This window comes from Microcoleus sp. FACHB-672, from assembly GCF_014695725.1.
Classification (GTDB): domain Bacteria; phylum Cyanobacteriota; class Cyanobacteriia; order Cyanobacteriales; family Oscillatoriaceae; genus FACHB-68.
The window spans coordinates 45,522-62,216 of sequence record NZ_JACJOU010000027.1 but is presented as its reverse complement, the minus strand read 5'-3'; the positions used below and the strand labels follow the sequence as shown (position 1 = coordinate 62,216).

The following is a 16,695-nucleotide window of genomic DNA, read 5'->3' as shown; positions in this document are numbered from 1 at the left end:
TTCTAGCAGAAATACCTACTAAGTTAGTGGTCAATAATTACCAATAATTGCTATATATAAAAAATCAAGATCAGTTTAATAAACGTCAAGCAATTTAAGGAGGTACTATGCCCAATCCGCGAGGCCGGCCACGACTAGAGCGGACCGTCATCATGGCACGGGTTGCCCCCGAAACACCTACCGCCCTACGACGGGAAGCGATTAAATTGGGGTTTATTCACGGCAAAGGAGCAGCTTTGGGGAAACTGCTAGATGCTTGGGCAGCTGGAGAGCTTGTCTTGATTCGCCGTGAATACCTGGAAAAACTTTCGATTAAATGATTGACATCAACAAGGCAACTGTTTTGGATTTTTTTGCTTAAAGCCGTGTTCGCCACTCCCTTCCAATGCTGGGAAATTTTAAGTGCAGAGGCCGGCTGGCAAAAATTTTTACTTCTGCTTTTGGCGATCGTAACAGGTCGCCTTTTTTTATTTTTAGAGTTTAAGATATTGCTGAAGCCGGCACACGAACCTTTTTAAATTAGAGTCTCTAATAGTTCACTGTGAGTGGATATTTATGGCTTAAGAATTCAAGTAAAATGACTTGTTACTCGATAAACAATTTACCAAACTCTCTCTATTTTGAGAGAGGTTGGGGATGCAATTAGTGCTTGTAAATCTTTGATCGATTAACGATAGCACCTTTGGTTAATATCTAAACCAACTTCTTAATATCGCCATAGGCACGATAGAAGCCGCCGTGTGCAGACTCCTGTACTTCTTGGACAAGATAGCGTTCACCCTCTTTGCGAATATCTTTGGGAAACTGCACATTCCATGTCGAATCATATCCCGGAGAAACCGTACGAACTCGCAGCTTGCCTCCCTCCCGGAAGCACTCCACAATAACGCCTTGGTTGGTATCGGAGGTGGTTTCCAACGTGTTAGAAGGCGCTGCACCTTCTGTTTTTGGCGCTTTAATCGTTACCGCTTCCGGAATTGTACCGGCTTGTGCAGCTTTTATCGCGGCTTCGCTGGCGTCAATACAGGCTAAAGAACCATCTGTTGTGACAATGTAAATGCGATCACCAAAAAACTGCATCGATAAAGCTGATCCGCAACCACTGCCAAGCTTCCACAGACGTTCTCCAGCTTGGTTAAAACAGTAAATTGAGGAAGAGTTATCGCCGGCAAAAACATATTTGCCATCCTCAGCGGTGGCACAAGAGTAAACCCCAGCATCACACTTGTAAACCGTGCCAACTTCACCTTGTTTGCTAAAGGAATAAACTTTTTTATCACTGGTGCCGGCATAAACAGCCGATGCTTCTTGCCAGCCAAATAGCACACTGCCGGCAGTTTTTTGATGCCAAAGCATTCGACCCTCTTTCGCATCATACATCGTCACCCCATTACTGTGGCCGTGATAGACACCAGCGCTGTCACAGCGCACCATCCAGCCATCCGAACCCTGACTTAGGCGAGTCCACTGAGACTCGTCCTCATGATCAACCGTTGTCACACCGCCGTTGGCGTCGGAGACTCCTAAAAACCCATCTTTGATATCCAACCAGTAGATATCAACATTTTCATCAATTTGATAGGCAATGCGCGGGATCTTGCCGGTTAAATCGTAAACATTTCCATCATCGCAGCCGGCATAAATCCAGATATCATCAGCAACCAAACATTTAACCCCATCGGGAAGTTTAAATTGATTCAAAACTTGACCGTTTTGATCCAGAGCAAACACCTTCCCATTTTGATTTCCTACCCAGCACCGTTCCCCATCAATAAAGATTCCAAAAGCAGACGAACCAGAGGCAAATTTCCAGATAACCGGCGCTTGTTTAGCCGTTGAAGTTTGGCTTGCAACTTCCCGCCTGGTTACGGAACGTTTCTGACGCACTCCCAGAATGGCCGGTTCATAACCTTTTTTCAGCTTTTCGTTAATCTTTTTAGTTGCATCCGCCTTAGCTTTTTCAGCAGAGGGGTAAGTTTTGGCCTGAGTTTGTCCTGCATCGCCAATACGACCATAGCGGATAGTTACTTGAACCTCATTGATAGTGACTTCATAAAATTTGTGAGTAGCGCCATCTGTCTCCGAAAGCTCGAGATAAGTCTTTTCTTCTGCCATGATATCCTCACGTTTAATAAAAGATTAGTGTTAATCAGCACAAGAATTACTAAGGCAAACTTAGCTTTTAAGCGGTTAAAGCGAAAAGGTTTTGTTATATATTTTTATAAAATCTATAAAAACCACACAAACCAATAAAAATTTTATTGAGCCTAGACAAGTTCCATTAATACCTTGATCATTTATCTGCCCACATCGAATCTAGCGAGTAGCTCCTCACCCGATAAGTGCATAATCCATTTGATTACGTTCTAGGGGTGAAAGTTTCATCAACGGATCAATTACTTGAGATGATTCCTAGTCAATATCTGAATTATTAATTTATAAAAGTTTAAATTTTGTAAAAGATCCAAGTCTTTACATTTTATCAATCTTCTTAATGATTAAAAAACGCACTAATTAGTAAAATTAGTACGTTTGTCATCAATATTATGAATATTTATTGAGTAAGATTGCAAAAAGCTACCGGCTACTTTCTAAAAACGCATCCACCTCATCTGCTGTTGGCTGTGCGGCGATTGCTCCTGGTTTTGTTGCAGTTAGCCCTCCTACCGCACTTGCATACGTTACGACCTTTTTCGCTATTTCAGGATCTTCTAAACTGTGAATCCCATGCCGGCACAATTGATCAACAAAACCGGCAACAAAACCATCTCCCGCGCCGGTTGTATCCACCACATCCACCGAGAAAGCCGGCAACTTGCCTTCATTACCTCCCAAACAGTAAGCACTCCCTTGGGCACCAGCAGTCACCAACACGCCCTCTAAAGAGTCCAGACGATACTTAATCGCACCGGCATCCGTCGTATTAAACAACCACTCAGCCTCTTCCTCTGCAATTTTTAAGAAATCGATTTGCTTGATTAACTCTTGAATAATCGGCTGAGCTTGACTTGGATCTGGCCAAAACATTTCACGCCAATTCACATCCACCAAAATCTTAATATCGTACTGATTTGCCAACTTTAAAGCTTGATAAATTGCCTGCCGGCTGTCAGGATAGGCAAGTTCCAACGTCCCCAAAACCAAAAATTCAGCGGTTTCAAATAATTGCACCGGCAGCTGCTTCGCTTGCAAATAAGTATCCGCAAATTCGGTTGTTTCCAACTCTCCAAAACCAGCAAACTCCCGTTCGCCGGCTTGCGATCTCACCACATAAACTTGCCGTGTGGGTGCCGTCTCATGGCGCTGCACACCGGCACTATTTACCCCCACGTCTTCTAGCAACTTCACCAGCGTGTCCCCCGGTTCATCCTGTCCCACACAGCCAATAAAACCAGCCGGTGTCCCTAACTTAACCAAAGCGCAAGCAACATTCGCCGGCGCACCTCCCGGATAAGGTGTCCACGATTCAACTTCTTCGAGTGCTCGCCCTGGTTGATCAGCCAGAACATCGAACAGGATTTCACCGAGGCAGAGGACGCGAGGATGAGACATATCAATTTTAAATTTTAGATTTTACATGGTTTATGAAAGCAGTTAGTAGGAGTAGGTTTTGCGCTCAGGCTATGTGTTAAAAGCCAAATGCGTCAGCTAAACCCGCCCTACTTTCCACCTTTCACGATCTAATAAGGGAACCCTCTCGTCAAGAGGGTTCCCTCATGTCAGAAATTTCGCAAAATGAGCAGATTATGCAGGCCGGCTTTCACCTAGCTGGTTTTCTTGGCGCAGATACGCCTCGATATACGGATCAAGATTTCCGTCCATTACATCCGCAATATCAGTGGTTTCAACGCCGGTACGCAGATCCTTGACCATCTGATAGGGATGAAATACATAGTTGCGGATTTGGTTACCCCAAGCTGCTTCTACCATATCCCCCCGAATCTCGGCAATTTCCTTGGCGCGTTGCTCTTGGGCGATAATCAGCAACTTCGCCGTAAGAATAGCCATTGCTTTTTCCTTATTTTGCAGCTGGGAGCGTTCCTCGGTACAGCGTACAGCAAGGCCAGTGGGGATATGAACAATTCGTACAGCCGTTTCCACCTTGTTAACGTTCTGGCCACCTTTACCGCCGGCACGAGAGGTGGAAATATCTAAATCCTTGTCTGGAATATCAAGCTTTACGGATTTATCCAACACCGGCATCACTTCCACACCGGCAAAACTCGTTTGTCGCTTGCCATTGGCATTAAACGGCGAAATTCGCACCAGCCGGTGCGTTCCCTTTTCTGCCTTCAAATAACCATAGGCATAACGCCCTTCAATTTCCAGCGTCACCGATTTAATGCCGGCTTCATCACCTTCAGATATTTCCGCCAGATGCACCTGATAGCCGTGGTTCTCACCCCAGCGAGTATACATCCGCATCAACTTTTCCGCCCAATCTTGCGCGTCAGTCCCGCCAGCGCCGGCATTGATCGTTAGTACCGCACCGCTTTCGTCATAAAGTCCAGAAAGCAGTTGTTGCAACTCCCAGCGATCCAGTTCTTGGTTCAGCTTGGTAACATTCGTTTGCGCTTCTTGCAGTAAAGCCTCATCTGCTTCTAACTCCAGCAACTCTAAAACCGCCTTGGCGTCTTCCAAACTCGTTCGCCATCGGTCATATTGCTGCAAGTGAGATTTCAAATCATTAAGTTCTTGCAGGATTTTTTGGGCTGTAGCTTGGTCATCCCAAAAGGCCGGTTGCCCCGCCAACTGCTCCAAATCTTGAATTTTAGCCGTCAGTGCAGGGATGTCAAAGATAGTCCTGGGTTACACCCAGGCGTTGAGACAGCGTTTCGACTTCACGTTTTATGTCTGAGACTTCCATAGTCAGAGCTTTCTAGAGAATATAGTTGCTTACTTCATCAATCCTAGTACCATTTTACCGTTTAAATTTTAGATGCTTAAATTTTGAAAAGCTGATGGGTGGGGAGTTTCAAAGTCCTGAGTGTTGAGTAAGCTAAACGGTGCTTTCACACAAAAAAAGGCACGACCACCGTGCCCTTATACTTCTAAATGTCTAAAACGGTTTCAATCTCTGCTATTTAAAGCAAGCAGCAAACGCAGGATGAAAACAAACAAGTTGATGTAAGTCAAGTACATTGACAAAGCCGCACTCAGGTACTGCTCATCGCGGTAGGCGCGAGGCAAGATGAAAAAATCAACCACTGCAGCGCCGGCAAACAGAAACACGCCAATTCCAGAAATGGCAATATCTAACCAAGTCGGAGTGTAAATCCCAAAAAACGACAGCAATACTTGGCCAACTATCACAACCAGCAGGGCAATCACCCCTAGCTGGACTGTTTTAGTAACAGCCATACCGTCTTTTTCAGACAAATTCGAGCCAATTTGTCGCGCTGCAATAAAGGTAACGCCACAACCTAAAGCAGCAAACCCAATTCCAGGCAACCCGACACCGGCAGTTCTCAGCGCCAAGAAGACTAAACCGCTGAGGGTATAACCCGACAGTAAACTGTAGGTGGCTAGCAGAGGCAGCGCAACACCGTTATTTCCTTTTTCTGCAACGCCACGCGCCACAAAAAACAGAATCAACTCCAGCACAAATGCCCCCCAGAAGGTCGGCATAAACAGTTCTGGGTTGGCGCTCATCACCCTCAAACCACCATAGGTGCCCAAAGCCGTTAAAACCAGGCCACCTCCCACAAAGGGCAACGCGTTAGCAATGACGTTGGGACCCACCAGTGTTTGGTGTTTGGCATCCCGAATCGCTGCTCGGAAGTTACTGGTACTACTCATAAACTTTCCTCGGATGGGCAAGCAGAAATATCACTACTATGCTTATTTTTACTTATTTTTACTTAAATGGCCGGCCCTGAACGATGGACAGATCCCAACGGTCTCAGGTGTATTCCTAAAGAAAAGCTAAAACCAATCGAGCTATTGGGCCAAAACTATACGTGTTTCTGCTGAGACTGGATTTGAGTGCCCCTGGCAATTCAGTAAATGAACGATAGTTTCTCATTGGGTTCTCGCGCACAATAAGCTCAGCTTTGATTCAGATGGGATGTAAAAAAACGTCAGTTTCTTAACCAGCCCAATTCACTGAAGCAAAGGGTTTCTACCTTTGAGGATTTTCTAAGCATGGCAACTCAATCCTCTGTCCGCTCTCGCGGCATGGAACTGTTGATTTCTTACAAACACAATCCCTCTGTCGAAATTCGCAATCAGCTAGTGCGGTTGAATATTGGCTTAGTACGCAAAATCGCTCATCGCGTTAGCCATCAGTGCGCAGAACCTTACGAAGATCTTGAACAAATCGGTTATCTTGGCTTAATCCGGGCGATTGAGCGATTCGATCCGACACAAGGATGCGCCTTTAGCTCCTTTGCCGTTCCCTACATTCGCGGCGAAATGCTGCATTTTCTCCGTGACAAGGGCAGTTCTGTTAGAATTCCCCGCCGGTGGCAAGAACTGCAAAGAGAAGGGCAGAAAGTGCGCGAAGAATTTACCAACAATCAGCGCCGTTCTCCTAGTGAGGCTGAAATTGCCCAGCAACTCGGAGTTTCTGTACAAGAATGGCGCGATAGCCAGTTAGCCACACAAAATTGCACCCCCCTCAGCCTAGATGCTGCAGTTGGCCCACAAATTGATACGCCGATGACATTGGGTGATACCTTGCTTGATGTGAATTACCAATCACTCCAGCGGGCTGAAGAGGAACGTCAACAACTACACAGCGCTTTGGGCGAGTTGGAAGAAAAAACCCGCGAAGTCATTGAATTTGTATTTTTGAATGATATCTCCCGCAAGGATGTTGCCAAGCAAATTGGCGTTAGCCCGATGACCGTAACTCGGCGCATTCAAAGAGGGGTTGAAGAATTGGTATCGCTGTTGCGGCCTCAAATTGCCTGAAAGAAAGGTAAAAAGTAACAAGTCAGCCTAAAAGATATTTTATTTGCTTTTTTCCTTTTCTCTCCCACCGGAGGTCGCTTGAGTTCTCAAGATAAAATTAGGGAGTTTTGTTTGGAGGATTGGCAGACTGGGCGCTAGAATTTAACGGCGGCTCAGATGGGACAACATCAGGTAAAGACCGGCCTGCAATGTAAAGCCACGCTAAGCCGGCTAACCCCAAAAGCATCCCCCCAACACTCACCAGTTGAGCGATCCGCACCGGGCCAAGCATTAAGCTATCTGTACGCAAGCCCTCAATCCAGACTCGACCGGCACTATAAGTTGCAAAGTAAACGAGAAACAAGGTGCCCAATTTCAGATGTGGCTTGCCCTTCAGGCTTCGGAAAAATAACGTAATTAATAAGCCAAATACCGCCAAATTCCACAAAGATTCGTAAAGAAAGGTGGGATGGAAGTATTCAAAATTGATGTAGCCTGAAGGACGCTGTGCTGGAGGAATGTAGAGTTTCCACGGCAGATCGGTTGGCCGGCCAAATGCTTCTGAGTTGAAAAAATTTCCCCACCGGCCTATTGCCTGACCCAAAATTACAGAGGGCGCTACAATATCTGCCAATTGCCAAAAGGAAATTTTTTTCAGTCGCGCAAAGATTAGAGCTGCGACGATGCCGCCTATAATCGCGCCGTGAATAGCAATTCCGCCTTTCCAAATCGCAATGATATCGCCTGGATCTTTTGCGTATTGCGGCCACTGAAACAGCACATAGTAAATTCGGGCACAAGGAATGGCCGCTAAAACCAACCAGATGGCTAAGTCTCCGATTAAGTCTGGGTGAACGTTACGGTACTTGGCCAAATACTGGGAAAGTGTCAATCCTATCAATACTGCCGAGGCGATCAACAGGCCATACCAGCGCACGCTAAGCGGCCCGAGGCTGAAGATAATAGGGCCGGGAGAAGCAAATTGAAAGGCTAAGGGAAAATTGAAAATATCCATCATAAGATTTCAGAGGGCGCAAGCCTGTTTGTCCCAAGGCGAATTCGCGGTAACTCAGTCCACATAATGTCTTGTGGTGAGACCGGCTTTAATTATTATTAATGTTTAACTGGGGTGCAAGGATTCGAACCTCGGAATGGCTGGACCAAAACCAGCTGCCTTACCACTTGGCGACACCCCATTGCTGTCACCTTGAATATACTAACACCCCATCCCTAGAAGTTGTCAAGAACTTTTATATTTTTCTGAGAACTTTTTTTAACCCCTCCTTTCTGGCGAGCGAGAGGGCTTAAAAGCCAGGAAGCCGGTAGGGACAGCTTTGGGAGGGCGCACACTTAGTTTAAGGCGCACACATTTTTGGGAAAGTCACCATTTCTTCAAATAACCCTGGCATTTGTAACTTCCTTATCGTAAATTTTTCTAAATTTTGCTCTAATAATCAGGCTTAAAGGGATACGGTCACTTTATAGAGACAATTCAAAGTTCCCTGCATAACAGCCCTTTCGCCCATCAGCCGGTGAGAGGATAAACAAGAGTAACAATTTAAATATCATCTGGCCTCGATCCCGATCTTCCCTTCCCTGAGCGCAATACAGGTTATGAAATTAGATGGCTTAGCTTCAGATCACTACCCCTAACCCTCACCTATCTCAAAATACTTAGTCTTTTATTAAGCAATTTCTAAGTGTTGTTGCAACTTGTGTGGTAGTCCTGTCGCTTTTTCTAGATTCAGGTATGGTAGTAAGGATGCTGAATAATTAAGCAAATATAAAGACGGGTCTGGCTGATCCTTCAGCCTGCCAATTTAAAAACGGGTTCCACACCATCTCCAACCGAGATGGGTAAACGATAGAAGGAGGTTGTATGACTCCCTCAATGCTTCGCCAGCTATGGGTTGTGATTGAAAAGGCCCAAGCAAACTTTCTGTTAAATCTTGATGATGCCAGCTTAGAGCAGTGGTTGCTCAAGCAGTTAAAACAAGATCGCTCGCTCAATCATGATGAAGTGAATGTTTTAAATTCCTACATCCGATCTAAACTGTCCCTGATCCGTGACCTGGCTCAGGAGCGGCAGCTGACAGAACTGTTCGGACACGGCTCTCTGTGCTGATAAGCCTTTGCCCAAGGAAGCGTTTCGGCGTTTTGACTGCGAGTTCCGCTGCCGGCCACCGGCACCCACTCGCCATAGACTGCACATCAAACGCCCATTCGTGCCTTCATCGCTAGCCACCAAGGGCAAGGTTATCAGCCTGTAGTTTGTTGCTATTGCGGCTCCGCTTTTTCCACAGATCCATCGTTGACACCGAGGGTTAGTTCTAACGGTGTGCCCGAAGCGTGTGCCTTAATTGCCTGCCGATAGACTTGGTAGTTCGTCGGCAGTGTAACGGTTTGTACGCCCTCTTGATAACTCAGGTTGTACTCCACAGTTTTCTGAAGCTGTGGGGAACTGGCTTTTTCCAGCGGTTTCTGTAGTCGTTTTTCAATGTCATCCACTGTGGGGCGTGGCGGGAGTGCCGGCCACCACAAACCTTTGTCATCAGGGCCGGTGACAGCCCCTTCCGGCTTTTCGCCATTACGGTTCAGTAGAAAGGTTGAGCCAAAGCTTTCGCGGCGGGGCATTTTATCCCCGGCAGGATTAATTGAATATTCCACTTGCCACGTATAGGTTGTTAGAGCCGTTGCTTCATATCGCTGTGCAGTTATAGTGTTGCAGCCTGCAACCGTTATCGCCAAAATAGTCCCTGCCCAAAGCCGCAGCGCACCCTTGCCCATTCCTTCCATCTGAGCCGGCACTCTTTCGCCTCTGGCCCTAGCATTCAGACAATTGCAACGGTTTGTCTTGACAAACATATCAATTTTATTTGTTATATAAAAACGATTAAACAAAATTCCCAGGCTGTAGCTGCAATAGATAGCAGAGTCCCATCAATATATTTCAATTCAAAATTCAACGTTTAAAATTGATTAAGAAGTTACTACAGCAATTAAAATCGTGCAATTAGCGCCCCTATTTCCGATTGTCTATCAACTTCTCAAGCCGGCCTTTCCTAGCTGCCTGTGGACGGGGCCAAATACTTCCCCTGCCATTGCCCTGACCTTTGATGATGGCCCTCATCTAGAACACACCCCTCAACTGCTAGAAGTTTTAGATCGCTATGGCATTGTCGCCAGTTTTTTTTGGTTAGGCGTGTGCGTTAACCGAGTGCCGGCAGTCGCCAAACAAGTTTATCAACGGGGTCATTGGGTTGGCTTGCATGGATACGAGCATCGCGCCTTTCCCCAGCTTAGCGAAGAAGCTCTCAAACAAAGCTTAAAACAAACCCAAATTGCGATCGCCAATGCTTGCGAACTGGATCTGCAGTATGTCCAGCAGTCTGTGCGAGACGTGCGCCCGCCTAATGGTATCTTTACCCCTCAAACCTTGCAGTTGTTGCGCCAATGGAACTACCGGCCTGTTATGTGGAGTGTGGTTCCAGAAGATTGGGTGCGTCCCGGAGTGGAACTTGTGGTGCAGCGGGTGATGCGGCAAGTTAAACCCGGTTCGGTGATAGTTTTACATGACGGATACTTTGGCGGACAAGACGTAGCGCAGACAACCGCCCAACTGATTCCCCTGTTACTAGAGCAAGGCTATCAATTTGTTAGCATCAACCAGCTGTGGAAGGCAAATCAACTTTAGATTTTAAAGTCTAGATTTTAGTTTGACCCAAAAAGCTCACAGGCTTTTTAAGCATAAAAACAGTGCGATTTCATAGCAAAGTCAGTTAAATCCTTTTTTGAGATTACGGATCGAAACCCTTCACTGCCGGCAGCCGCCGAATCTTCCGCACGGCAACTTTATTCGTGGGTTGTCCCATCCGGCATAATCGCCCCTCTGAGATCGGCATCGCGCAAATTAACCCGAACCAGATTGGTGTCAATCAGGATAGCATCCCGCAAATTTGCGCCGGTGAGGTTTGACCAACTCAGTTTAGCCCGATACAGCGTTGCTCCAGTGAGATTGACTTCCCGTAAAGTTGACCAACTCACATTGGTTCCGCGCAACTGCGCCTTACTCATATTCGCCCCCGCTAAGTTAGAGCCACTCAGCTTGGCTTTGCTCAAATTTGCCCGGCTCAAGTCTGCACCTGTCAGGTTTGCCCCAGTCAAAATCGCATTCGTCAAGTTTACGCCTTCCAGGATACAGTTAATCAAAATCGCAATTGTGAGATTAATTCCTTCTAAGTTGGCGCGGCTCAGATCGGCTTCAGTCAGGATAGCCCGACTCAAATTGGCGTCACTGAGATTGGCTGATTTAAGATTGGCTTTGGTCAGTTTTACCTCACTGGCAATCACCTCACTGAGTGTTGCTCCCTGGAGATTGACCTCACTCAAATTTGCCCGACTCAGGTTTGTCTCACTTAAATTTGCTTTTTCTAAATTGGCTCGGCTGAGATCGGCTCCGATTAAGTTCATCTCACTTAGAATAGCCCCACTCAAGTCTGCACCCTGAAGTTTAACTTCCCGCAAATTGGCTCGGCTGAGCTTAGCTTCTTGCAAATACGCCCCGCTCAGATCCGCATCCCGAAAGTTAACTCCACTCAAATCTACTCCCTGTAGGTGGCACCCGCTCATTTTTAGATCGCGAAAATCTCGTTCACCGGCTGCATATCGCTTCAGAAGTTCGTTGACATCCATGTCCTGTATCTCACAAGTTATATAACTTACACAATCTACTGAGGCGTGGTTTTAATTTATCGTCTCAGATGACATAAGATTTTAGTTCTAACCTTTTTTCAGTCTGCCCCATAAGTGTCGCTCCATAGCAACCGCCCCAAAGTTGTCTACAAATTGTCTCCTTTCGCTGGCACAAACCGCGCAAACAATCATAGATTCTGAGACAATCAGAGTTGTCATGGTCATTGGTCATTGGTTATTGGTCATCAGTCTTGAGTGAATGACTGATGATTGACGGTTCATCGTTCATGCCAGCAATCATCAATGAACAATGAACAATGAACAATTAGAAATTAGCAAGCTTGCAACTGACAAATGACAAATGACAATTTGAGAAGCAGCGTTGTGACCCAAGGTGTGCAGCGTTCGCCGAACCGGGCAATGCTGCGTGCCGTTGGGTTTGGTGACGGAGATTTCACGAAAGCGATTGTGGGAATTGCCAATGGTTACAGCACGATCACACCGTGCAATATGGGATTGAACCAGTTGGCGCTGCGGGCTGAGGCTGGGGCACGGGCTGCCGGTGCCATGCCCCAGTTGTTCGGCACGATTACGATCAGTGATGGCATCTCGATGGGAACGGAAGGGATGAAATATTCTCTGGTGTCGCGCGAGGTAATTGCAGACTCGATTGAAACAGTTTGTAATGGCCAAAGTATGGATGGGGTACTCGCGGTTGGTGGCTGCGATAAAAATATGCCGGGGGCGATGATTGCGATCGCTCGGATGAATATCCCAGCAGTTTTTGTCTACGGCGGCACGATTAAACCAGGCCATCACAACGGGCGAGATCTGACAGTTGTCAGCCCTTTTGAAGCCGTGGGTGAATACAGCGCCGGCAAAATTGACGAAGAAGAACTGATGGCGGTTGAGCGGAAGGCTTGCCCCGGTGCCGGTTCCTGCGGCGGTATGTATACGGCTAATACGATGTCTTCTGCATTTGAGGCAATGGGAATGAGTTTAATGTACTCTTCCACTATGGCGGCTGAGGATGCAGAAAAAGCGGATAGTGCAGAAAAGTCGGCATTTGTTCTGGTAGAGGCAATCAAAAATCAGATTTTGCCTCGTCAAATCTTGACTCGCAAGGCATTTGAAAATGCGATTTCGGTGATCATGGCAGTGGGTGGCTCTACGAATGCTGTGCTGCATTTGCTAGCAATTGCCCATGCTGTGGGTGTCGAATTAAAACTTGATGATTTTGAAACAATTCGCGCCAAGGTGCCGGTGTTGTGCGATCTCAAGCCGAGTGGCCGATATGTGGCAACTGATTTGCATAAAGCCGGCGGGATTCCGTTGGTGATGAAAATGCTGCTAGAGAAGGGCTTGCTGCACGGAGATGCCCTAACTGTCACCGGCAAGACGATTGCAGAACAGTTGGCAGATGTCCCCTCTGAACCGGCAGCCGATCAAGATGTGATCCGTCCTTGGAATAATCCACTTTACGCTCAAGGACACTTGGCAATTCTCAGAGGAAATCTGGCCACAGAAGGCGCAGTTGCGAAAATTAGCGGCGTCAAAACACCCGGTATTACCGGCCCGGCACGGGTGTTTGAATCAGAAGAGGAGTGCTTGAAAGCAATTATGGCCGGCAAAATTCAAGCCGGTGATGTGCTGATTATTCGCTATGAAGGGCCAAAAGGTGGCCCCGGAATGCGAGAAATGCTGGCTCCCACCTCTGCGCTGATCGGTGCCGGCTTGGGAGATCAGGTGGGCTTAATTACGGATGGCCGGTTTTCTGGGGGCACTTATGGCATGGTGGTGGGTCATGTCGCACCCGAAGCCGCCGTTGGGGGGACAATCGCCCTGGTTCAGGAAAACGATAGCATCACCATTGACGCCCGTACCCGTTCGTTACACCTCCATGTACCTGATGAAGAATTAGAGCGCCGGCGCAGTGCTTGGCAGCCGCCAAAGCCTCGCTATACAGCCGGTGTGTTGGCTAAATACGCTAAGTTGGTTTCTTCAAGCAGTGTTGGGGCAGTTACGGATTTGGGTTTGTAGGGACATAGAGGATTGGGCATTGGGCATTGGGGAGAGTAGCAGAAATCTGCTATGCCCTATGCCCCATGCCCCATGCCCTATTTAATTATCTTTGAGCAGAATTTGCCGCAGGCGTTGTGGCAGCAAGCGTAGGAGAAAACGCTCGATCTTGGGACGTCGGCATTGAGACAAAAGTCCCAAAGAGATAATGGCAATACCCACAACTGTCAGGGTAAGAGGAGAGAAGACCGCGTCTTGAAAAATTTGATAGGCTAAATTGCTGAGATATCCCAAAACGCCCATCCCCCCAAACAGCAAAAACACTCGCCGTTTTAATAGTGCTGAGAGGACGATTAATCCCCCATTAATTAAGCAATAAAGGAATCGCTGTAAATCGCTGTCTCCTCCCATAAGCGATAGCGCAATCCAGAAAGAAAGTAACCCAAATAAATATAGCCAAAAAGCATAATCTTCTTGACCTCTTTTGGTATGGAGATCGACCCAGTAAGCCACAACTAAACACGCTAATCCAAACCATAATCCAACCAGCAGTTGTTGTTCCCAAGTAAACGCTATCTGCCCAAATAGCAGGGGCGTTAAATCCATCGACATATACCAGAGGGAGAAGGTAATGGGAGCGCTCAGAAAGGGAAATGGGATGGCTTTGAGAGCAACTGCGCCGGCTAGGATGGTTGCCAGTTCTAGAAGGAACCGGCTGCCTTTAACCCAAATGTAGTAATCTTGGTAATTGTCTGGATTGCCTAGTGGCCAAATTCCTACCCATCTTTGCAGGCTGTAGGTAGCTAGGGGGGCGAGGCAAACGGCAATTGTCACCAGTAAGCCGCCCAGAACTTTCAGGTTTTTTTTGTACCAAAGAATGGTGCCGGCCAGGAAAAAGCAGAGGATGTAGAAACTTGTGGTCAGACAAACCCCACGACTGCCAAAAGCTTCTTCAGCCAAAAGCATGAACCAACCCATTGCACAAATGACGATGGCGGCACCAAAAGAGTAGGCTGCATTAGCCATGCCGAATTGTGAGCGGCTCTTGCTGCGCTCTGAGAGTGCCTCCCAGAGAGCTTCTGCCTGTTCAGGGTTTATAAGTTCCTGGGAGGCAGCCCATTGAAAATCCTCTTTGGATACTTTCATTTGTCAAACTTTCAGTGTTCAAGGTCAGCTTCCAGCAATTTTTAATTTTAAAGAACTAAACGGAACTCTACCCAAAAGCTACCGGCCTTTAATCAATTTTAGATTTTAGATTTTAGAAAATGTCAAACCCAGTAGAATCCTCTGTCTAATAGGGTTTTAGCGTTTGTTATCAGATTTAAGCTTGACGTTGGCCCACCGGCTTTGAGGAGAAAGCAAAAAGGGCGCAGTCAATTGCGCCCCAGTCAGTGTTGTTTTGTCAGTCTAAGTGAGTTTTAGGAGTGAGTTGCGGTTGCTCTCTGTGATGCCTCACCGGCAGCCGGTGCCGGCTGCAATGCGACGTAAAGCCGGTTTAGGGCGTTTACATAAGCGTGGGCAGAAGCGACGATAATATCAGTGTTGGCTGAGCGCCCAGAGAACACGCGCTCTCCGTGCTTTAGACGAATTGTCACTTCTCCAAGGGCGTCAATGCCGGCAGTTACAGACTGCACTGAAAACTCAATCAACTGATTCGGCACATTCACCACGCGGTTAATTGCTTTATACACAGCATCCACCGGCCCTGTGCCAATGGCTGCATCGGTTAATTCTTCGCCTGCCGGTGTCCGCAGCGTTACGGTTGCCGTAGGACGAGCACGATCCCCGCAGGAAACCTGAACCAATTCCAGACGGAACATTTCAGGGGGTTGTTGAATTTCATCATTAACAATCGATTCGAGATCCCAATCGGTAATCTCTTTCTTTTTATCTGCAACGGTCTTAAACTTGATAAACGCGTTATTTAGCTCGGTTTCTGACAGTTCAAAGCCCAATTCTTTGAGGCGGGTTTGGAAGGCGTGCCGGCCAGAAAGTTTACCCAAAACAATTTGATTCTGGGTCAGCCCAATAGATTGGGCGTCCATGATTTCATAAGTCAATTTGTTTTTGAGAATGCCATCTTGGTGAATCCCTGACTCATGAGAAAAAGCATTTGCCCCCACAATTGCTTTATTCGGCTGCACCAACATCCCGGTGAGGCTAGAAACCAAGCGGGAGGTTTTATAAATTTGCCGCGTGTCAATATTCGTGAGAGGCGCTTCAGAATCAGCCGGACGCCCTAAGAAGGGATTAAAATACTGACGCCGGACGTGTAAAGCCATCACCAATTCTTCCATCGCCGCATTACCGGCTCGTTCGCCAATGCCGTTGATGGTGCATTCTAACTGCCTTGCACCGTTCTTTACGGCTTCTAGGAAGTTGGCAACCGCTAAACCTAAGTCATTATGTCCGTGAACGGAAATAATTGCTTGGTCGATGTTGGGGACATTTTCTTTAATTCCCCGAATGATCGCCCCAAATTCCGAGGGAGTGGTGTAACCCACGGTATCTGGAATATTCACCGTTGTTGCACCGGCAGCAATTGCTCGTTCTAATACCTGATACAAAAATTCTGGATCAGATCTGCCGGCATCTTCTGGCGAAAATTCCACATCTTCTACAAAAGTTTTGGCGTAGGCAACCATTTCTTCTGCGATTGCCAGCACTTCTGCGCGGGTTTTCTTGAGCTTGTATTCTAAGTGAATATCAGACGTGGCGATAAACGTGTGAATCCGCGCATGGGCTGCTGGTTTCAAAGCGTTTCCAGCGGCTTCAATATCTTTTTTGGTGGCTCTAGCGAGGCCACAAATAATCGGCCCATCTTCTGTTCCCACGAGTTGCGCGATTTTCTGTACGGCTTCAAAATCACCAGGACTGGTAAAGGGGAAGCCGGCTTCAATCACATCCACACCCAATCTGGCTAATTGTCGGGCAATGGTGAGCTTTTCATCTACATTTAAGGTGGCTCCAGGGGACTGCTCCCCATCCCGGAGTGTGGTGTCAAAAATGATAATTCGGTCTTGGATCGGTTTCATTTCAAGTACCTCTTCTAGCTTGAGTTTTTTCTCTTGTGTATTGTCTATTTTGTCT

General features: G+C 47.1%; 14 protein-coding genes and 1 tRNA gene. 5 read left to right on the top strand and 10 right to left on the bottom strand.

Features of this window, described 5'->3' with window-relative positions; all coding sequences use genetic code 11:
* Positions 1-107: 107 nt before the first annotated feature.
* A complete protein-coding gene (locus tag H6F56_RS21370) occupies positions 108-320 on the top strand; it encodes a hypothetical protein (protein ID WP_190672443.1) in 213 nt (70 codons plus the stop codon).
* A 373-nt stretch (positions 321-693) separates the two neighbouring features.
* Here H6F56_RS21370 and H6F56_RS21365 read toward each other — a convergent pair whose 3' ends face one another.
* The 4 genes from H6F56_RS21365 to H6F56_RS21350 form a co-directional block, all read right to left on the bottom strand.
* On the bottom strand, positions 694-2,115 hold the full coding sequence (locus H6F56_RS21365) for a WGR domain-containing protein (protein ID WP_190672441.1): 1,422 nt from the start codon (positions 2,113-2,115) through the stop codon (positions 694-696).
* Between the two features lie 462 nt (positions 2,116-2,577).
* Complete coding sequence (locus tag H6F56_RS21360) at positions 2,578-3,552, bottom strand: carbohydrate kinase family protein (RefSeq protein ID WP_190672437.1); 975 nt, start codon at positions 3,550-3,552, stop codon at positions 2,578-2,580.
* A gap of 192 nt (positions 3,553-3,744) precedes the next feature.
* Positions 3,745-4,867, bottom strand: a protein-coding gene (gene prfB, locus H6F56_RS21355; RefSeq protein WP_190672433.1) for a peptide chain release factor 2 whose coding sequence is annotated in 2 segments (ribosomal slippage) — positions 3,745-4,794 and positions 4,796-4,867 — 1,122 coding nt in all. Because the reading frame shifts where the segments join, the coding sequence is not laid out codon by codon here.
* A gap of 203 nt (positions 4,868-5,070) precedes the next feature.
* Positions 5,071-5,799, bottom strand: coding sequence for a Bax inhibitor-1 family protein (locus H6F56_RS21350; RefSeq protein ID WP_190672429.1), 729 nt, complete (start codon positions 5,797-5,799; stop codon positions 5,071-5,073).
* 345 nt (positions 5,800-6,144) lie between these two features.
* Here H6F56_RS21350 and H6F56_RS21345 point away from each other — a divergent pair, with 345 nt between their 5' ends.
* Positions 6,145-6,915, top strand: coding sequence for an RNA polymerase sigma factor SigF (locus H6F56_RS21345; protein ID WP_190672426.1), 771 nt, complete (start codon positions 6,145-6,147; stop codon positions 6,913-6,915).
* Between the two features lie 97 nt (positions 6,916-7,012).
* On the opposite strand, the gene lgt is transcribed toward H6F56_RS21345, so the two are convergent.
* On the bottom strand, positions 7,013-7,909 hold the full coding sequence (gene lgt / locus H6F56_RS21340) for a prolipoprotein diacylglyceryl transferase (RefSeq protein ID WP_190672512.1): 897 nt from the start codon (positions 7,907-7,909) through the stop codon (positions 7,013-7,015).
* A gap of 109 nt (positions 7,910-8,018) precedes the next feature.
* Positions 8,019-8,090 (bottom strand) — tRNA-Gln (locus tag H6F56_RS21335).
* A gap of 683 nt (positions 8,091-8,773) precedes the next feature.
* Between H6F56_RS21335 and H6F56_RS21330 the strand changes: the two genes are divergently transcribed.
* On the top strand, positions 8,774-9,019 hold the full coding sequence (locus H6F56_RS21330) for a hypothetical protein (RefSeq protein ID WP_190672423.1): 246 nt from the start codon (positions 8,774-8,776) through the stop codon (positions 9,017-9,019).
* Positions 9,020-9,171: 152 nt separating this feature from the next.
* Here the strand turns inward: H6F56_RS21330 and H6F56_RS21325 are convergent, their stop codons facing one another.
* Entirely contained in the window at positions 9,172-9,759 is a 588-nt protein-coding gene (locus H6F56_RS21325; RefSeq protein WP_242032112.1) for a hypothetical protein, read from the bottom strand.
* Positions 9,760-9,901: 142 nt separating this feature from the next.
* On the opposite strand from H6F56_RS21325, the gene H6F56_RS21320 reads away from it, so the two are divergent.
* Positions 9,902-10,588, top strand: a complete 687-nt coding sequence (locus tag H6F56_RS21320) for a polysaccharide deacetylase family protein (protein WP_190672420.1) — start codon at positions 9,902-9,904, stop codon at positions 10,586-10,588.
* A gap of 158 nt (positions 10,589-10,746) precedes the next feature.
* Here H6F56_RS21320 and H6F56_RS21315 read toward each other — a convergent pair whose 3' ends face one another.
* A complete protein-coding gene (locus H6F56_RS21315) occupies positions 10,747-11,586 on the bottom strand; it encodes a pentapeptide repeat-containing protein (protein WP_190672417.1) in 840 nt (279 codons plus the stop codon).
* A gap of 354 nt (positions 11,587-11,940) precedes the next feature.
* On the opposite strand from H6F56_RS21315, the gene ilvD reads away from it, so the two are divergent.
* On the top strand, positions 11,941-13,626 hold the full coding sequence (gene ilvD / locus H6F56_RS21310) for a dihydroxy-acid dehydratase (RefSeq protein WP_190672414.1): 1,686 nt from the start codon (positions 11,941-11,943) through the stop codon (positions 13,624-13,626).
* Positions 13,627-13,707: 81 nt separating this feature from the next.
* Here the strand turns inward: ilvD and H6F56_RS21305 are convergent, their stop codons facing one another.
* Together H6F56_RS21305 and H6F56_RS21300 are read right to left on the bottom strand one after the other, a co-directional pair.
* Entirely contained in the window at positions 13,708-14,751 is a 1,044-nt protein-coding gene (locus H6F56_RS21305; RefSeq protein WP_190672411.1) for a DUF2157 domain-containing protein, read from the bottom strand.
* A 272-nt stretch (positions 14,752-15,023) separates the two neighbouring features.
* Positions 15,024-16,640, bottom strand: coding sequence for a 2-isopropylmalate synthase (locus H6F56_RS21300; protein ID WP_190672408.1), 1,617 nt, complete (start codon positions 16,638-16,640; stop codon positions 15,024-15,026).
* Positions 16,641-16,695 lie beyond the last annotated feature (55 nt).

Coding starts and splice junctions, on each gene's coding strand:
- H6F56_RS21370 (WP_190672443.1), top strand. CDS start 108: ATGCCCAATCCGCGAGGCCGGCCACGACTAGAGCGGACCGTCATCATG.
- H6F56_RS21365 (WP_190672441.1), bottom strand. CDS start 2,115: ATGGCAGAAGAAAAGACTTATCTCGAGCTTTCGGAGACAGATGGCGCT.
- H6F56_RS21360 (WP_190672437.1), bottom strand. CDS start 3,552: ATGTCTCATCCTCGCGTCCTCTGCCTCGGTGAAATCCTGTTCGATGTT.
- H6F56_RS21350 (WP_190672429.1), bottom strand. CDS start 5,799: ATGAGTAGTACCAGTAACTTCCGAGCAGCGATTCGGGATGCCAAACAC.
- H6F56_RS21345 (WP_190672426.1), top strand. CDS start 6,145: ATGGCAACTCAATCCTCTGTCCGCTCTCGCGGCATGGAACTGTTGATT.
- lgt (WP_190672512.1), bottom strand. CDS start 7,909: ATGGATATTTTCAATTTTCCCTTAGCCTTTCAATTTGCTTCTCCCGGC.
- H6F56_RS21330 (WP_190672423.1), top strand. CDS start 8,774: ATGACTCCCTCAATGCTTCGCCAGCTATGGGTTGTGATTGAAAAGGCC.
- H6F56_RS21325 (WP_242032112.1), bottom strand. CDS start 9,759: ATGTTTGTCAAGACAAACCGTTGCAATTGTCTGAATGCTAGGGCCAGA.
- H6F56_RS21315 (WP_190672417.1), bottom strand. CDS start 11,586: ATGGATGTCAACGAACTTCTGAAGCGATATGCAGCCGGTGAACGAGAT.
- ilvD (WP_190672414.1), top strand. CDS start 11,941: ATGACAAATGACAATTTGAGAAGCAGCGTTGTGACCCAAGGTGTGCAG.
- H6F56_RS21305 (WP_190672411.1), bottom strand. CDS start 14,751: ATGAAAGTATCCAAAGAGGATTTTCAATGGGCTGCCTCCCAGGAACTT.
- H6F56_RS21300 (WP_190672408.1), bottom strand. CDS start 16,640: ATGAAACCGATCCAAGACCGAATTATCATTTTTGACACCACACTCCGG.